We start from the raw sequence: 15263 nt of genomic DNA on the forward strand, positions 1-15263 counted from the left end.
ACCCATGGCAACGCTTGAAATCCGCGACCTGCACGTCACCGTCGAGGCCGACAACGCCACGAAGGAGATCCTCAAGGGCGTCGACCTGACCGTGAAGCAGGGCGAGACCCACGCCATCATGGGCCCCAACGGGTCCGGCAAGTCCACCCTGGCGTACTCGCTCGCCGGTCACCCCAAGTACACGATCACGAGCGGCACCGTCACCCTCGACGGCGAGGACGTCCTCGAGATGTCCGTCGACGAGCGCGCCCGCGCCGGCCTGTTCCTCGCCATGCAGTACCCGGTCGAGATCCCCGGCGTCTCGGTCTCCAACTTCCTGCGCACCTCCGCCACCGCCGTCCGCGGCGAGGCCCCCAAGCTGCGTACGTGGGTCAAGGAGGTCAAGGAGACGATGGCCGGGCTCCAGATGGACCCGGCGTTCGCCGAGCGCAACGTCAACGAGGGCTTCTCCGGCGGCGAGAAGAAGCGCCACGAGATCCTCCAGCTGGAGCTCCTCAAGCCGAAGGTCGCCATCCTCGACGAGACCGACTCCGGCCTCGACGTCGACGCCCTGCGCGTCGTCTCCGAGGGCGTCAACCGGGTCCGCGAGACCGGCGAGGTCGGCACCCTGCTGATCACCCACTACACGCGGATCCTCCGCTACATCAAGCCCGACTTCGTGCACGTCTTCGCCAACGGCCGCATCGCCGAGTCCGGCGGCGCCGAGCTGGCCGACAAGCTGGAGAACGAGGGCTACGAGGCGTACGTGAAGGGTGGCGCTTCCGCGTGACTGACGCCCGCAAGGGGCTGACCGGCCTCCTCGACACCGAGGCGATCCGCAAGGACTTCCCCATCCTGGGCCGCACGGTCCACGACGGCAAGAAGATCGTGTACCTGGACAGCGCGGCGACCTCGCAGAAGCCGCGCCAGGTGCTCGACGCTCTCAGCGAGTACTACGAGCGGCACAACGCCAACGTCCACCGCGGTGTGTACACCATCGCCGAGGAGGCCACCGCGCTGTACGAAGGCGCCCGCGACAAGGTCGCCGCCTTCATCAACGCGCCGAGCCGCGACGAGGTCATCTTCACGAAGAACGCCTCGGAGTCGCTCAACCTCGTCGCGAACATGCTCGGCTGGGCCGATGAGCCCTACCGGGTCGACCGTGACACCGAGATCGTCACCACCGAGATGGAGCACCACTCCAACATCGTCCCGTGGCAGCTGCTCGCGCAGCGCACCGGCGCGAAGCTGAAGTGGTTCGGCATCACGGACGACGGCCGGCTCGACCTGTCCAACATCGACGAGATCATCACCGAGAAGACGAAGATCGTCTCCTTCACGCTGGTCTCGAACATCCTGGGCACGATCAACCCGGTCGAGCAGATCATCCGCCGCGCCCAGCAGGTCGGCGCGCTGGTCTGCATCGACGCCTCGCAGGCCGCCCCGCACATGGTGCTCGACGTGCAGGCGCTGCAGGCCGACTTCGTGGCCTTCACCGGTCACAAGATGGTCGGCCCGACCGGCATCGGCGTCCTGTGGGGACGGCAGGAGCTCCTGGAGGACCTGCCGCCGTTCCTCGGCGGCGGCGAGATGATCGAGACCGTGTCGATGCACTCGTCGACGTACGCCCCGGCACCGCACAAGTTCGAGGCGGGTACGCCCCCGATCGCGCAGGCCGTCGGCCTCGGCGCGGCCGTGGACTACCTCACCGCCATCGGCATGGAGAACATCCACCGCCACGAGCAGGTGATCACCGAATACGCGGTGGCGCGGCTCCTGGAGGTGCCGGACCTGCGGATCATCGGCCCGACCACGGCCGAGAACCGCGGCGCCACGATCTCCTTCACGCTCGGCGACATCCACCCGCACGACGTGGGCCAGGTGCTCGACGAACAGGGCATCGCGGTCCGGGTCGGCCACCACTGCGCACGGCCGGTCTGCCTGCGGTACGGAATTCCCGCGACCACGCGGGCGTCGTTCTATCTGTACTCCACGCCTGCCGAGGTCGACGCCCTGGTGGACGGTCTGGAGCACGTACGGAACTTTTTCGGTTAATGGGCACAGTGGCTGAGGGCTGACGGGTGAAACTGGATTCGATGTACCAGGAAGTCATCCTGGATCACTACAAGCACCCCCACGGGCGCGGTCTGCGGGACGGCGACGCCGAGGTGCACCACGTCAATCCGACGTGCGGCGACGAGATCACGCTCCGCGTGCGGTACGAGGGCGACACCCTCGCCGACGTCAGCTACGAGGGGCAGGGCTGCTCGATCAGCCAGGCCAGCGCCTCGGTGCTGAACGACCTGCTGGTCGGCAAGGAGCTGGACCAGGCGCGGAGGATCCAGGACGCGTTCCTGGAACTGATGCAGTCCAAGGGCCAGCTGGAGCCCGATGACGCGATGGAGGAGATACTGGAGGACGCGGTCGCGTTCGCCGGTGTCTCCAAGTACCCGGCTCGCGTCAAGTGCGCGCTGCTGAGCTGGATGGCGTGGAAGGACGCGACGGCGCAGGCGCTGTCCGAAGGGAAGACCTCATGAGCGAGAACGAGACTGTGGCACTGAAGCCGGCCTCCGAGGAGGAGGTCCGCGAGGCGCTGTACGACGTCGTCGACCCCGAGCTGGGCATCGACGTCGTCAACCTGGGCCTGATCTACGGCATCCACATCGACGACGCCAACATCGCCACCCTCGACATGACGCTGACGTCCGCGGCCTGCCCGCTGACCGACGTCATCGAGGACCAGGCGAAGTCCGCGACCGACGGCATCGTCAGCGAGCTGCGGATCAACTGGGTCTGGATGCCGCCGTGGGGCCCGGACAAGATCACGGACGACGGGCGCGAGCAGCTGCGCGCGCTCGGCTTCAACGTCTGAGCATCGCTCCGTGAGGTACGAGGACGGCCCCCCGGCATCGGCCGGGGGGCCGTCCTCGTACTGTTCGTCCACCGTACGGGTGACGTGTGCCCCTCGTTGGCCCAGGAACCGGAACCTTGTCGTCGAAACCACGCCGACGGTCGAGAGACGGTCGAGCCATGCCGACGAGAGGGACGCAGTGACGCACCAGCCTTCACTCCAGCACCGCCGGGCCGCCGCCGCGACGGCCGGGATCATCGCGCTGGCCGCCCTGGGGCTCACCGCCCCCGCGCACGCCGCGTCCTACGGGACGCCGACCATCGCCCTGTCGGCGACGTACCTCTCCGGCGCGGTGGGAGCCACGGGCGACCCGGTCGTGACCGTCACCGTCGCGCAGAGCGGCGCCGACGCCACCGCCCTCACCGTCGCGGCCTCCGCCAGCTCCAAGACCTCGGTCGCCGCGACCTCCGACGTGACCGTGACCGGCACCGGCGCGACCCGCCAGATCTCCGTCACCGCGCACGCCCGCGGCTACACCGACCTCACCATCAAGGTCACCGGCCTCGGCGGCAAGACGGCCACCAAGAAGCTGTACTACGCCGCCTCGGCCGCCGTGCAGAACGCCGCCGACACCCGCTACCTCACCGGCTCCTCCGACGCCTCGGCCGCCGTCGACGTCGGCGGCGGTTACGCGGTCGTCGCCGACGACGAGTCGAACGTCCTGCGCCTCTACAACCTCGCCGTCTCCGGCGCGCCCGTGAAGACCTGGGACGTCGCGTCCAAGCTCGGGGCGGACAAGGAGATCGACATCGAGGCCGCGGCCAGAGTCGGCAACACCATCTACTGGACCGGCTCGCTCGGCAACAACAAGGACGGCGAGTACAAGGAGGACCGCAACACCGTCTTCACCACGACCGTCTCCGGCTCCGGCGCCTCCACCGCGCTCACCGTCGGCAGCTCGTACAAGAAGCTCCGGGACGACCTCGTCGCCTGGGACGAGGCGAACGACGACCGGTACGGCTTCGCCGACGGCACCGAGGACGGCCAAGTACCCAAGCAGATCGACGGGTTCAACGTGGAGGGCCTGGAGTTCGCGCCCGGCTCCACCACCACCGCGTACGTCGGCTTCCGGGCGCCCCTCGTGCCGCCGAAGTCCGGCGGCAAGGGCCTGATCGTGCCGGTGACCAACTTCGACAAGGTCGTGGGCAGCGGCGCCAAGGCGGTCTTCGGCACCCCGATCGAGCTGGACCTCGGCGGCCTCGCGATCCGCGACATCCGGAAGAACGCGGCGAACCAGTACCTCATCGTCGCCGGCTCCTGGGAGGCGGACGACAACTCCGACCCGTACGCCCTCTACAGCTGGGACGGCGTCGCCGGCCACGCCCCCGTCAAGCGCACCGACCTGCCCACCACCGACCCGGGCGGCTGGGAGGCCGTCGTCTCGGTGCCCGACCTGACGGTCGCGGGCACCCGCGCCCAGCTGATCACCGACGCCGGCGCGGCCGACCTCTACGGGGACGGCACGGAGGCGAAGGACCTGGACCACGCCGAGTTCAAGAAGTCCCGCGCCACCTGGTTCACGGTCGGCGGCTGACCGACTCCGGGCCGACGGACGGCCCGAGGGCTCGCGGAGCCCGACGACCGGCCCCGGGTGAACGGCCCCGGATGAACAGCACCGGATGAACGGTCCCCGACGGGTCGGGGACCGTTCATCCGGGGAACATCCGCCCGCCCGGTTGGCTCCGTGCGGGGAGGGCATCCTTACGCCCGGCGTGCCGCACGGGCACCCGCGAGGGCGAGGGCGGGCGAATGACACCGATCAGCCGTAGGGGATTCGTAGGACTCGGTGCCTCCGTGGCAGCCGGTCTGACGCTGGGAGCGGGAACGCGCCCCGCCGGGGCCACGGATGCGGCCGCGGCCACCGCGACGGGAACCATCACGGACGTGCGCCACGTGGTGATCCTGATGCAGGAGAACCGCAGCTTCGACCACTACTTCGGACGGCTGAAGGGCGTACGGGGCTTCGACGACCGCAGCACCGTCACCCTGGCCGGCAACCGCCCGGTCTTCGACCAGCCCAACGGCACGGGCCGCCAGTTCCCCTGGAAGCTGAGCGCGACCCCGGCCGCCGGCGGCCAGGACGGCGAGACTCTGGCCCAGTGCAACGGCGACCTGCCGCACTCCTGGTCCTCCCAGCACTCGGCCTGGAACAAGGGCCGCCTGGACAACTGGGTGGCGGGCGTCGGCAGCGTCCGCTCGCTCGGCTACCTCGACCGTTCGGACCTCCCCTTCCACTACGCGCTCGCCGACGCCTACACGGTCTGCGACGCCTACTTCTGCTCCACCCTCAGCGCCACCGGCCCGAACCGCACCTACCTGTGGAGCGGCAAGGTCGACGCCGCCAGCTACGACGGCGGCGACGAGTCGGGCCTGACGTGGCAGAACTACGCCCAGGCACTCCAGGCGGCCGGAGTGAGCTGGAAGGTCTACCAGAACGCCCAGGACAACTACGGGGACAACGGCTGCGCCTACTTCAAGGCCTTCGCGAACGCCAAGGCGGGTGATCCGCTGTACGACCGGGGCATGTCCTCCGTCCCGAAGGCGACCGGGTCCACCCCGGACGACATCGCCGCCGCCATCAAGGCGGACGTCCTCGCCGGGACCCTGCCGCAGGTCTCCTGGGTGGTCCCGAACCAGGCGTTCTCCGAACACCCCTACGCCCCGCCCGGCGACGGTGCCCACTTCGTCGACCTCGTCTACCGGGCCCTCGCGGCGGACCCCGACGTCTTCGACGCCACCGTCCTGTTCCTCAACTACGACGAGAACGACGGCTTCTTCGACCACGTGCCGCCGCCCGCCCCGCCCGCGGGGACTCCCGGCGAGTTCCTGAACGGCGTGCCGTACGGCTTCGGCTTCCGCGTCCCGATGACCGTCGTTTCTCCCTGGACCCGCGGCGGCTGGGTCTCCTCGGAGGTCTTCGAGCACACCTCGGTGCTGCGTTTCCTGGAGACCTGGACGACCGCCCTCGGCACGCCCGCGGTCTGCCCCAACATCAGTGAGTGGCGACGCAAGGTGAGCGGGGACCTGACCGGCGTCTTCGACTTCGCCCACCCGGTCAAGGGCGCGGTGGCGCTGCCCGCGACCGGCGTGATCGGGCTCTCGACGTGCGGCCCGCTGCCCAATCCCGTTCCGACGAACAACGCCCTGCCGGCGCAGGAGCCCGGCACCCGTCCCTCCCGGGCCCTGCCCTACCAGCCCAACGGGTACCTGGACCGGCTGGAGTTCGGTGCCTCGGGGAAGATCCTCGCCTGGTTCACGATGGCCAACCAGGGGGCACCGGCGACCCGGGCGGCCCACTTCTCCATCCACCCGAACGCCTACCGCGACACCACCCCGTGGCAGTACACGGTGGACGCCCAGGGCACCGCCTCCGACTTCTTCAACATCGGTACCGGATACGGCGGCGGCGCGTACGACCTCACCATGACCGGCCCCAACCGGTTCCTGCGCCGGTTCCGGGGTGACGCCACCAAGGCGGGCAAGACGGCGGAGGTGCGCACCCGGTACGCCACCGAGACCGGCACGGGCAAGCCCGCCCTCTGGTTCACCATGGTCAACTCGGGCCCGGCCGCCGTGAAGTTCACCATCACGTCCACCCACTACCGAAGCGACGGTCCGTGGACCTACACCGTCCCCGCCGGTACCTCCACGGAGGACTTCTTCAACGTGGTCGCCCTCACGAACGGCTGGTACGACTTCACGGTCACGGTCGACTCCGACGCCTCGTGGTCGCGCAGGTTCACCGGACGGCTGGAGACCGGCGCGGCCGGGGTCAGCGGCTGACGCCTGCCGGTTCCGCCGGACGGGCCGCGCCGATGCCCGGTGGTGGCCGGCGCGGTCTGGCAGAGTGACGGCCATGGCCTCTTCTTGGTACACGCTCGTCGTGGACGCCCACGACATGCCGTCGCTCGCCCGCTTCTGGTGCGAGGTGCTGGACTGGAAGGTCGTCCACGAGGACGAGGACGAGGTGACGATCGGGGCGAACCCGGAGGCGCTGCCCGGCCTCTGCTTCGTCTCCGTGCCCGAGCGGAAGACGGTGAAGAACCGTCTGCACATCGACCTCAGCCCCGACGACCGGGACGCCGAGGTCGAGCGGATCGTCGCGCTCGGTGCCACGCGGGTCGACGTCGGGCAGGGGGACGACGTCAGTTGGGTCGTGCTGGCAGATCCTGAGGGCAATGAATTCTGCGTACTCCGCCCGAAGCGGACACTGCGGGACTGAGAGGCTCTCCGCGTCGGCCCGGCGGGGCCGCGTTCAGGCGGAGTAGTGGCCTTCCACCCGGATCACGCGGATGCCGCTGACGTGCCGGCCCCCGCAGCGGTCCTGAGGCAGGACCAGCTGCGGGCCTGAGCGGTTGAGGGACGCTCCGTCGATGCGCACCGCGAGCAGCACCGGCGCGCGGGCGAAGTCCGGGTCGATCTCGGCCCAGGTCAGCAGGGTGCGGTGTCCGTCGGAGCCCGTGACCGTGATCAGGAAGCGCAGCCGGTCCTTGCGGCGCACCGGGTCGAAGACCGGTCGGGCGTCGCGCAGTACGTCGTGGAGGAGTGGGCCCTCGAAAGCGTGGTGCCGTACACCGCTGGTCGCGCACTCGAAGCTGACTTCGGCGCGGTGCTGCGGCCAGGCGAGCAGGTCGGGCACGGTCAGCCCGGCCGGCCGGGCCAGATCGCCGGTCAGAGCGAACTCCGCAGGATGGGTGGGCTGTTCGGCCAGGGGCTGACTCACGGGCTACCACCTCCCGGATGACGGTACCCGGGAAGCGGTCCCGCGCAAACGTGAATGCCCGCCGCATCCGGGAACTTGCCCGGCTGATGCGATGTGGAGAAGGTGTTCAGCCTGGTATTTGCGGTTCCGACCGAGGTGCGGGCCGTCCGGCTCCGGGACCTCGGGGGCCGGACGGCCGCAGGGTGTCAGGGTGCGGAGTCCTCGTCCTGGCCGGGGGCGGCGCCTGGCTGCTGGGCAGGGCCGGGCTGCGGTGTGTCGCCCGGCTGCGGGCCGGGGTGGCCGTACGGGGCAGAGCCCGGCGGGGCCTGGTGGCCGTACGGCGGGGGCGCGTAGGCGGGTTGCGGGGGGAGGCCCGCCGCGGCGGCCAGGTCCTGGGCGAGGTTCTCCGTGCGCATGCGGCGGTCGATGTAGAGCAGTCCCAGAATCAGCGGCGGGAAGGTGCTCACGAAGATCTGGCCGATCAGCTGGCCGGCCAGCGCGATCGCGACGATGCCCGCCATGGAGATCAGGACGTTGGTGAGGGTCGTGTCGCTGTCCATGTCCGAAGTGGTCAGCGCGGAGGAGAACATGGCGGCGGCGGAGAACGGTATCTGGATGACGGACGAGGCCATGCCAGCGACCATCTGGCCCAGCAGCGATATGCCGAGGATCCGCCACCAGCTGCCGCGCACCAGCCGGGACGAGCGGCGCATCGCGGCGATCGGTCCCTGGCGTTCGAGCACCACCGCCGTCGGCGCCAGCGAGAACTTCACCCAGAGCCAGGAGGCGAGCGGTCCGGCCACCAGCAGGAGCAGGACGGAGATCCCCAGGAACGCGGCGGCGTTGTCCGAGTCCCCGTTCGATACGACCAGCGCGACCAGGGACGCCTCGAATCCCACCGCCAGGACGAGGGGAACCACCCCGATCAGCCCGGTCAGGAACACGGTGCCCAGCATGGCCCGCAGTCTGGACACGGCGGTCCCGCGGACCATGCGGAAGGTCACCGGACGGCCCAGAACCGCTCCCTGGAGTACCGCGGGCGCCGCCGCCTGTACCAGGGCGAGGGCCAGGACGAACACGACGATCCCGATCAGCATCACGATGCCGAGCGCCACCAGGATCGGGGTGATGTCGTCCCAGGGGACGTCCGTCTCCTCGGTGGACGCCCTGAGGCTGTCGATGCGGCCGTGGACGGCGGAGAAGGCGACGAGCAGGGTGGCCGTGAACGCGACCGCCGCCGTTCCGTAGACCGCCGCGGTGAAGCCGAACAGTGCCTTCCAGTAGCGGCCCATCGTGGAGAAGGCGCCGTTGAAGATGTTCGAGAGCTGCAGCGGCGCCAGCGGGATCACCCCGGGCTCCTGCGGCGGTGGCATCCGCCGGCCGCCCCAGCCCTGGTGAGCTCCCCAGCCGTACGGCGCGCCCCCCTGCGCTGCGCCGCCCCACCCCGCGTCCTGCGACATCGTTCCCCCCGTGAAATTGTTCTGTTGTTCGACGGTCTCATGTTCGATCAAGGCCGGTGCGGGACACCGTAGCGCTCGGGACCGGGGAACGGGACTGCGGGAGGCCGTAAGCCGGGACGTGTGGACCAGGGGCGCGAGCGGCCGGTTCCTGAGACCGGTTCGCCCGGGCGGGACCCGGACGGTTAGGTTTTGGTCATGACCGACACGACTTCCCAGGGCTCGTCCCGTACCACCGGCGCCGTCGCCGCCGGCCTCGCCACCATCGCCGGGAACGGCACCGTCCTCGACACCTGGTTCCCCGCCCCCGAGCTCACCGCCGAGCCCGGCCCGGCCGGCACCCGGCGGCTCACCGCCGACGAGGCCGTGAACCTCCTCGGTGAGGGCGCCACCAAGGCCGTCGGCGTGGACGCCCGCCGCGGAGTCGAGATCGTCGCCGTCCGCACGGTCATCTCCTCGCTGGACGACAAGCCGCTGGACGCGCACGACGCCTACCTGCGCCTGCACCTGCTCTCGCACCGGCTCGTCCAGCCGCACGGCCAGAACCTGGACGGCCTCTTCGGCCTGCTCGCCAACGTCGCCTGGACCTCGCTCGGACCGGTCGCCGTGGACGACCTGGACACGGTCCGGCTGAACGCCCGCGCCGAGGGCCTGCACCTTCAGGTCACCTCGGTCGACAAGTTCCCGAGGATGACGGACTACGTCGCGCCCAAGGGCGTCCGGATCGCCGACGCCGACCGGGTCCGCCTCGGCGCGCACCTGGCGTCCGGCACCACCGTCATGCACGAGGGCTTCGTCAACTTCAACGCCGGCACGCTCGGCACGTCCATGGTCGAGGGCCGCATCTCCGCGGGCGTCGTCATCGGCGACGGCTCCGACATCGGCGGCGGCGCCTCCACCATGGGCACCCTCTCCGGCGGTGGCAAGGAGCGCATCGCGATCGGCGAGCGCTGCCTCATCGGCGCGGAGGCGGGCATCGGCATCGCGCTCGGCGACGAATGCGTCGTCGAAGCCGGGCTGTACGTCACCGCCGGCACCCGCGTCACGATGCCGGACGGCCAGGTCGTCAAGGCACGCGACCTCTCGGGCGCCTCGAACATCCTCTTCCGCCGCAACTCCGTCACGGGCGCCGTCGAGGCCCGCCCGAACAACGCGGTCTGGGACGGACTGAACGACATCCTGCACGCGAACGACTGAGCGCGCAGGGCGGTACGGAACGGCCCCCGGGTCCCCCGGGGGCTGTTCCGTACCCGGGCCGACGCGACAGGGGGGCGCCTGGCGCGGAGAGTGGAGGGAGGAGAACCTGCCGACGCTCGAAAGGGGATCCACCGTGCGGGCGCTCACTTACCACGGAAAGCGGGACGTCAGGGTCGAGACGGTCCCCGATCCTCCGATCGAGAAGCCGGACGACGTGATCGTGCGCATCACCTCGACCGGGATCTGCGGCTCCGACCTCCATCTCTACGAGGTCCTCGGCCCCTATCTCGACCCGGGCGACATCCTCGGCCACGAGCCGATGGGGATCGTCGAGGAGACCGGCCCCGAGGTCACCGCGGTGGCGAAGGGCGACCGGGTCGTCATCCCGTTCAACATCTGCTGCGGCCGCTGCTTCATGTGCGAACAGGGACTGCACTCCCAGTGCGAGACCACCCAGGTGCGCTCCCGAGGCATGGGCGCCGCGCTCTTCGGCTACACCAAGCTCTACGGACAAGTCCCGGGCGGGCAGGCGCAGTTCCTCCGTGTCCCGTTCGGCAACAGCCTCCCGATCAAGGTACCGGCGGGGCCGCCGGACGACCGGTTCGTCTACCTCTCCGACGTGCTGCCCACCGCCTGGCAGGCGGTCGACTACGCGGCGATCCCGCCCGGCGGCACGGTCACCGTCCTCGGCCTCGGCCCCATCGGTGCGATGGCGGCCCGCATAGCCCGCCACCGGGGAGCCGGACTCGTCGTCGGCGTGGACCTCGTACCCGAACGCCTGGCCAGGGCGAGTACGTACGGCGCCACCTGCCTGGACCTGCGCCGGTACGACAAGGGACCGGGCGACGCGATCCGGGAACTCACCCAGGGACGCGGCACGGACTCCGTCATCGACGCCGTCGGCATGGAGGCGCATGGCGCCCCGACGGCCAAGGCGGCCCACTGGGCGGTCGGGCTGCTCCCGGACGCCGTGGCCGAACGCCTCATGGAGACGGCGGGCATCGACCGGCTGTCCGCGGTGTACGCCGCCGTGGACGCGGTGCGCCGGGGCGGCACGATCTCGCTCTCCGGCGTCTACGGAGGCGCCGTCGACCCGCTGCCCCTGCTGAAGATGTTCGACAAGCAGATCCAGCTCCGGATGGGCCAGGCCAACGTCTGGCGCTGGGTCGACGACATCCTGCCGCTGCTCACCGACACGGACCCGCTGGGCGTCGACACCTTCGCGACGCACCACCTGCCGCTGGAACAGGGGCCCCGGGCGTACGCCGCCTTCCAGCAGAAGGCGGACGGCATGATCAAAACCCTGCTGCACCCCTGACCGGATTCCGGCGGGCTGCCGCCCCTCACGAACGCCGGTGCTGCCGCCACTCGATCATGAGGACGGCGGCGTCGTCCGCCGGCCTGTCGTTCTGGTGCTCCAGGACGTGACGGACTCCAGGGGCCGGGGGAGGGCACCGGCACGCACCGTCCAGGTGCGACGGACCGGAGCGTGCCGTCGTCCGTCCAGACAGGCCGGGGCGGCCGGGCGAGCCAGTTCTCGGCGCCGTTCGGTGGGGCGGCCCCGCGGGAACACCGGGCGGGCGGCGGACGCACGACTGCCCCGGGGCCGGAGCCCCGGGGCAGTCCCACGCGTTCAGCCGGTGCGTGACCGTCAGCGGAAGGAGCTGATGTACCCGGCCGCCGGAGTGCCGACACCCGTCACGTCGTCGTATCCCCTGACCGCCGTGAGCGAGGCGTCCTTGCCGAGGGTCCGCAGCGAGGTCAGCAGACCGTCCGTCGCGTCGACGCTGTTGGCGAAGTCGACCCGGGCCACCGCGAGGTCACGGCCCGCACCCAGCGGGTGGTCGGTGACGTCGTGGTACGCCTTCGAGGAGTAACGGGCGTAGATCCCCGGGTTGGCGAATCCGATCGGCCGGCCGTGCTGCGCCTGCTGCGCCAGGGCCTGGACACCGGCGATGACCGGGGCCGCCAGCGACGTGCCGCCGATGCGGTACTCGTCGTAGCCGAGCGAGCCGTCGGGCAGCGTCTGGGTCTGGCCGACCAGGAAACCGGTGTTCGGGTCGGCGACCGCCGCGATGTCCGGTTCGGTACGCATCCGGGTCTTGCCGTTCGCCTTGGCGAGCGAGTCCGGCACGACACCGCGCTGGTAGGACGGCTGCTGAACGGTCGAGCTGGTGCCGCCGCCCGCGCCGGAGGTGTAGGCGCCGGGGAAGCCGGTCCAGCTCTTCCCGTCGTCGGAGAGACTGGCCTTCAGCGTGCCCCAGCCGGTCTCCCACTGGTACGCGTCACCCTTGCCGACGGCCAGCGAGGTGCCGCCGACCGACGTCACCCACGCGGAGTTGGACGGGACGTCGACCTGCTTGGTGCCGGTGGACGCGACGTTGTCGCCCGCGTCGCCGGAGGAGAAGTAGAAGCCGATGCCCTCGACCGCGCCCAGCTTGAACACCTGGTCGTACGCGGCCGCGACGTCCGGGGTCTCGTTGGCCTCGACGTCGCCCCAGGAGTTGGAGACGATGTCGGCGAGCCGGTGGTCGACGACCTTGTTGAGCGAGTCCAGCAGGTCGGCGTCGTAGCAGGAGGCGCCGCCCACGTAGACGATGTCCGCGGCGGGCGCGACGGCGTGCACGGCCTCGACGTCGAGGGTCTCCTCGCCGTACCAGCCGGACGCCCCGCACTCCTCGGTCGCCGTGTAGTCGGCCGGCAGCACCTGGCTGAGCTGGCCCTTCGTGTACGGGGCGTCGCCGTTGCGCTTGGCGTACTCGGCGGCGTCCTTCGCGATGGTCGGCGACGCGTACGCGTCGGTGATCGCGACGGTCACACCCTTGCCGGTCCAGCTGCCCGCACCGTACGCGGAGCGCAGCTGCTTGCCGGTGTAGCCCCTGACCGCGTACGGCACCTTGGAGCCGTACGCGCCCGGCAGCGAGGAGGCGGTCTTCGAGCCGTAGTACGTGGAGAAGGGGCCCGCGTTGCGGAACACCGCGTCCGGCGGCGGCAGGACCTCGTCCTGGCTCGACTTGTGCGGCGCGTTGTCCAGACCGGACACCGCCAGCACGGCCTTGCTCAGCCCGGCCGGGACGGAGGCCGTCGCGGCCGGGGCGCGGTAGGTCCGGTTGCCCTTGCGGTAGTTGTGCAGCTGGGTGCTGAACGTCTTCTCGGCCGCGGCGACGTCACCGGTGGCGGAGACGTAGTGCTGGTTCGCACCGGTGACGGTCAGGCCGTTCGACGTCAGCCACTGGCTGACCTCGTCGATCTGCCGCTGGGTCGCTCCGAACCGGGCCTGCGCCTGCTCGGCGCTCAGGTACTTCCCGTACGAGGAGGACTGCGGGTCGGACACGGCGGCGGCGTAGGCGGCCAGCCCGGCCGCGTCCCGCCCGGCGAGGTGGACCCGGACGTTCACCTTGCTGGTGTCGGCCGTGGCACCCTGGTCGGCCTGGGCGGTCGCCCAGGCCGGCTTGGTGCCCTGCAGCGCGTCGCGCCCACCCGGAGCGGAGTCCGCGCTGGCGGACGGTATGCCCAGGGCGAGTGCGCCGGCGAGCAGCGGCAGAGTTGCTGCCATGCTCAGCCCGGCGCGGCTTCTGGCGCGGCTGATTCTCATGTAACCCCCTGCGATATGGGTGTTCGCGTGCGGAGCATGTGCTGGATGACGCGCACATGTAGTCCGTCACTCTTGCGAGGAACCCTTCATGTAAGGGGCATGCATTTACCAAGAAACTGTCAAGAGGTGCTCCCGGGAGGGGAGTTCGTGCATGGAAGAGCGGGAATGTGCGGGCGCGTGCGAGGCTTGTGCGTGCTTTGGGCCCGGCTGCCCCGCTGCCCGGCTGCCCGGCTGTCCGGCTGTCCGCGTGCCGCGCGTCGGCTCACCCGGCGAGAAGTTCCTGATGGGCCCTCCGCAGCTCCTCGGTCGCCTCGGGGCCCGCGGGGAGCAGCGGCTCACGGACCGGACCGAGGTTCAGCAGCGCCTTGGCGGTGACCGTGCCGGGCAGCCCGGACGCCATCATCAGCTCGGTCAGCCGGGCGTTGCGGGCGTTGAGCCGGGCGGCCTCGCCGGTGCGGCCGGCGTCGAAGGCGTCGAGCGGAGCCCGCGTGTGACGGGGCGCGACATTGGCCACGGTGCTCACGTATCCCGCGCCGCCGACCGCGTACAGGGGCAGGTTGAGCTCCTCGCAGCCGGAGTAGTACGCGAGCCCCGTGCGGGAGAGCACCCGGGTCGTGCCGAGCATGTCGTACGCGCAGTCCTTCACGGCCACGACGCGGGGATGCTCCGCGAGCCTCAGCAAGGTCTCCGGTTCGATCCGGGTGCCGGTGCGGCCCGGGATGTCGTAGAGCATCAGCGGCAGCCCGGTCGCCTCCGCGACACGCAGGAAGTGCGCCTGGACCGCCTCCTGCGGGGGCCGGCTGTAGTACGGCGTCACCACCAGCAGCCCGTCCGCGCCCGCCTGTTCGGCCGCACGCGCCAGCTCCACGGTGTGCCGGGTGTCCGCGCTGCCGACGCCCGCCAGGACCGGCACCCCGTCACCCACCGCCTCGCGCACGGCCCGCACCAGCGCCGTCTTCTCCGCGTCCGTCGTGGTCGGGGATTCCCCGGTGGTGCCGCTGAGCACGAGTCCGTCGCAGCCACCGCGCACCAGGGCGGCGGCGTGGGCGCCCGCGGCATCCGGGTCGAGCGCGCCGGAGGCCGTGAACGGGGTGACCATCGCGCAGAGCGCACGGCCGAAGGGGCGGGGCCGGGTGTTCGTCGTCATGGGGGCAGTCTCGGCAGGGCAGGGTGCCCGGGTCCAGCAAGATCTGCTTGCCACGAGGATGTAGCGGAGCTGAACGATGACGGAGACGGCCCGCGCGCGGAGGCGTGACGGGCGGCGGGCGGAGCGGCGCCGGAACGGCTCGGCGCACCGGGTGCGCTGGGGCCGGGCAGCCCCGGGGCGTGCCGGGCGGGTTCGGATCGAGCCGTCCGGGAAGCGTGCCGGGTCACGCTCGGATCGAACCGTTCGGCGCGCGGTGGCGTCTCACATGATCCGGA

Annotated in this window: 13 protein-coding genes; 9 read left to right on the plus strand and 4 right to left on the minus strand. The window is 70.9% G+C overall.

What is annotated here, in order from left to right; translation table 11 throughout:
- Positions 1–4 precede the first annotated feature (4 nt).
- From sufC to ACWCSV_RS03300, 7 genes are all read left to right on the plus strand, one after another.
- A complete protein-coding gene (gene sufC / locus ACWCSV_RS03270) occupies positions 5–769 on the plus strand; it encodes a Fe-S cluster assembly ATPase SufC (protein WP_266703126.1) in 765 nt (254 codons plus the stop codon).
- Complete coding sequence (locus ACWCSV_RS03275) at positions 766–2034, plus strand: cysteine desulfurase (RefSeq protein WP_451138122.1); 1269 nt, start codon at positions 766–768, stop codon at positions 2032–2034. The genes sufC and ACWCSV_RS03275 overlap by 4 nt, the downstream gene beginning before the upstream one ends.
- A gap of 26 nt (positions 2035–2060) precedes the next feature.
- Entirely contained in the window at positions 2061–2516 is a 456-nt protein-coding gene (gene sufU, locus ACWCSV_RS03280) for a Fe-S cluster assembly sulfur transfer protein SufU (RefSeq protein ID WP_451138123.1), read from the plus strand.
- Positions 2513–2851: a metal-sulfur cluster assembly factor gene (locus tag ACWCSV_RS03285; protein ID WP_266703120.1), complete on the plus strand. Its 339-nt coding sequence runs from the start codon at positions 2513–2515 to the stop codon at positions 2849–2851. The genes sufU and ACWCSV_RS03285 overlap by 4 nt, the downstream gene beginning before the upstream one ends.
- A 178-nt stretch (positions 2852–3029) precedes the next feature.
- Positions 3030–4424, plus strand: coding sequence for a hypothetical protein (locus ACWCSV_RS03290; RefSeq protein WP_451138124.1), 1395 nt, complete (start codon positions 3030–3032; stop codon positions 4422–4424).
- A gap of 215 nt (positions 4425–4639) precedes the next feature.
- The gene (locus ACWCSV_RS03295) at positions 4640–6673 is read left to right on the plus strand and encodes a phosphocholine-specific phospholipase C (RefSeq protein WP_451138125.1); all 2034 of its coding nucleotides are present in this window, start codon (positions 4640–4642) and stop codon (positions 6671–6673) included.
- A 73-nt stretch (positions 6674–6746) separates the two neighbouring features.
- Positions 6747–7112 (plus strand): VOC family protein, encoded by a 366-nt coding sequence (locus ACWCSV_RS03300; RefSeq protein WP_451138126.1) that lies wholly within the window; start codon positions 6747–6749, stop codon positions 7110–7112.
- Positions 7113–7145: 33 nt separating this feature from the next.
- On the opposite strand, the gene ACWCSV_RS03305 is transcribed toward ACWCSV_RS03300, so the two are convergent.
- Both ACWCSV_RS03305 and ACWCSV_RS03310 read right to left on the minus strand, forming a co-directional pair.
- On the minus strand, positions 7146–7613 hold the full coding sequence (locus ACWCSV_RS03305) for a molybdopterin-dependent oxidoreductase (RefSeq protein ID WP_451138127.1): 468 nt from the start codon (positions 7611–7613) through the stop codon (positions 7146–7148).
- Positions 7614–7798: 185 nt separating this feature from the next.
- Positions 7799–8941 (minus strand): DUF7847 domain-containing protein, encoded by a 1143-nt coding sequence (locus ACWCSV_RS03310; RefSeq protein WP_451138128.1) that lies wholly within the window; start codon positions 8939–8941, stop codon positions 7799–7801.
- A 306-nt stretch (positions 8942–9247) separates the two neighbouring features.
- Between ACWCSV_RS03310 and dapD the strand changes: the two genes are divergently transcribed.
- Together dapD and ACWCSV_RS03320 are read left to right on the plus strand one after the other, a co-directional pair.
- Positions 9248–10246 (plus strand): 2,3,4,5-tetrahydropyridine-2,6-dicarboxylate N-succinyltransferase, encoded by a 999-nt coding sequence (gene dapD, locus ACWCSV_RS03315; RefSeq protein WP_451138129.1) that lies wholly within the window; start codon positions 9248–9250, stop codon positions 10244–10246.
- Positions 10247–10379: 133 nt separating this feature from the next.
- On the plus strand, positions 10380–11564 hold the full coding sequence (locus ACWCSV_RS03320; protein ID WP_451138130.1) for a zinc-dependent alcohol dehydrogenase: 1185 nt from the start codon (positions 10380–10382) through the stop codon (positions 11562–11564).
- Positions 11565–11897: 333 nt separating this feature from the next.
- On the opposite strand, the gene ACWCSV_RS03325 is transcribed toward ACWCSV_RS03320, so the two are convergent.
- Both ACWCSV_RS03325 and dapA read right to left on the minus strand, forming a co-directional pair.
- Positions 11898–13841: a S53 family peptidase gene (locus tag ACWCSV_RS03325; RefSeq protein ID WP_451138131.1), complete on the minus strand. Its 1944-nt coding sequence runs from the start codon at positions 13839–13841 to the stop codon at positions 11898–11900.
- A 262-nt stretch (positions 13842–14103) separates the two neighbouring features.
- On the minus strand, positions 14104–14988 hold the full coding sequence (gene dapA, locus ACWCSV_RS03330) for a 4-hydroxy-tetrahydrodipicolinate synthase (RefSeq protein WP_451138132.1): 885 nt from the start codon (positions 14986–14988) through the stop codon (positions 14104–14106).
- Positions 14989–15263 lie beyond the last annotated feature (275 nt).

The sequence above is a fragment of the Streptomyces sp. NPDC001770 genome (assembly GCF_053596135.1).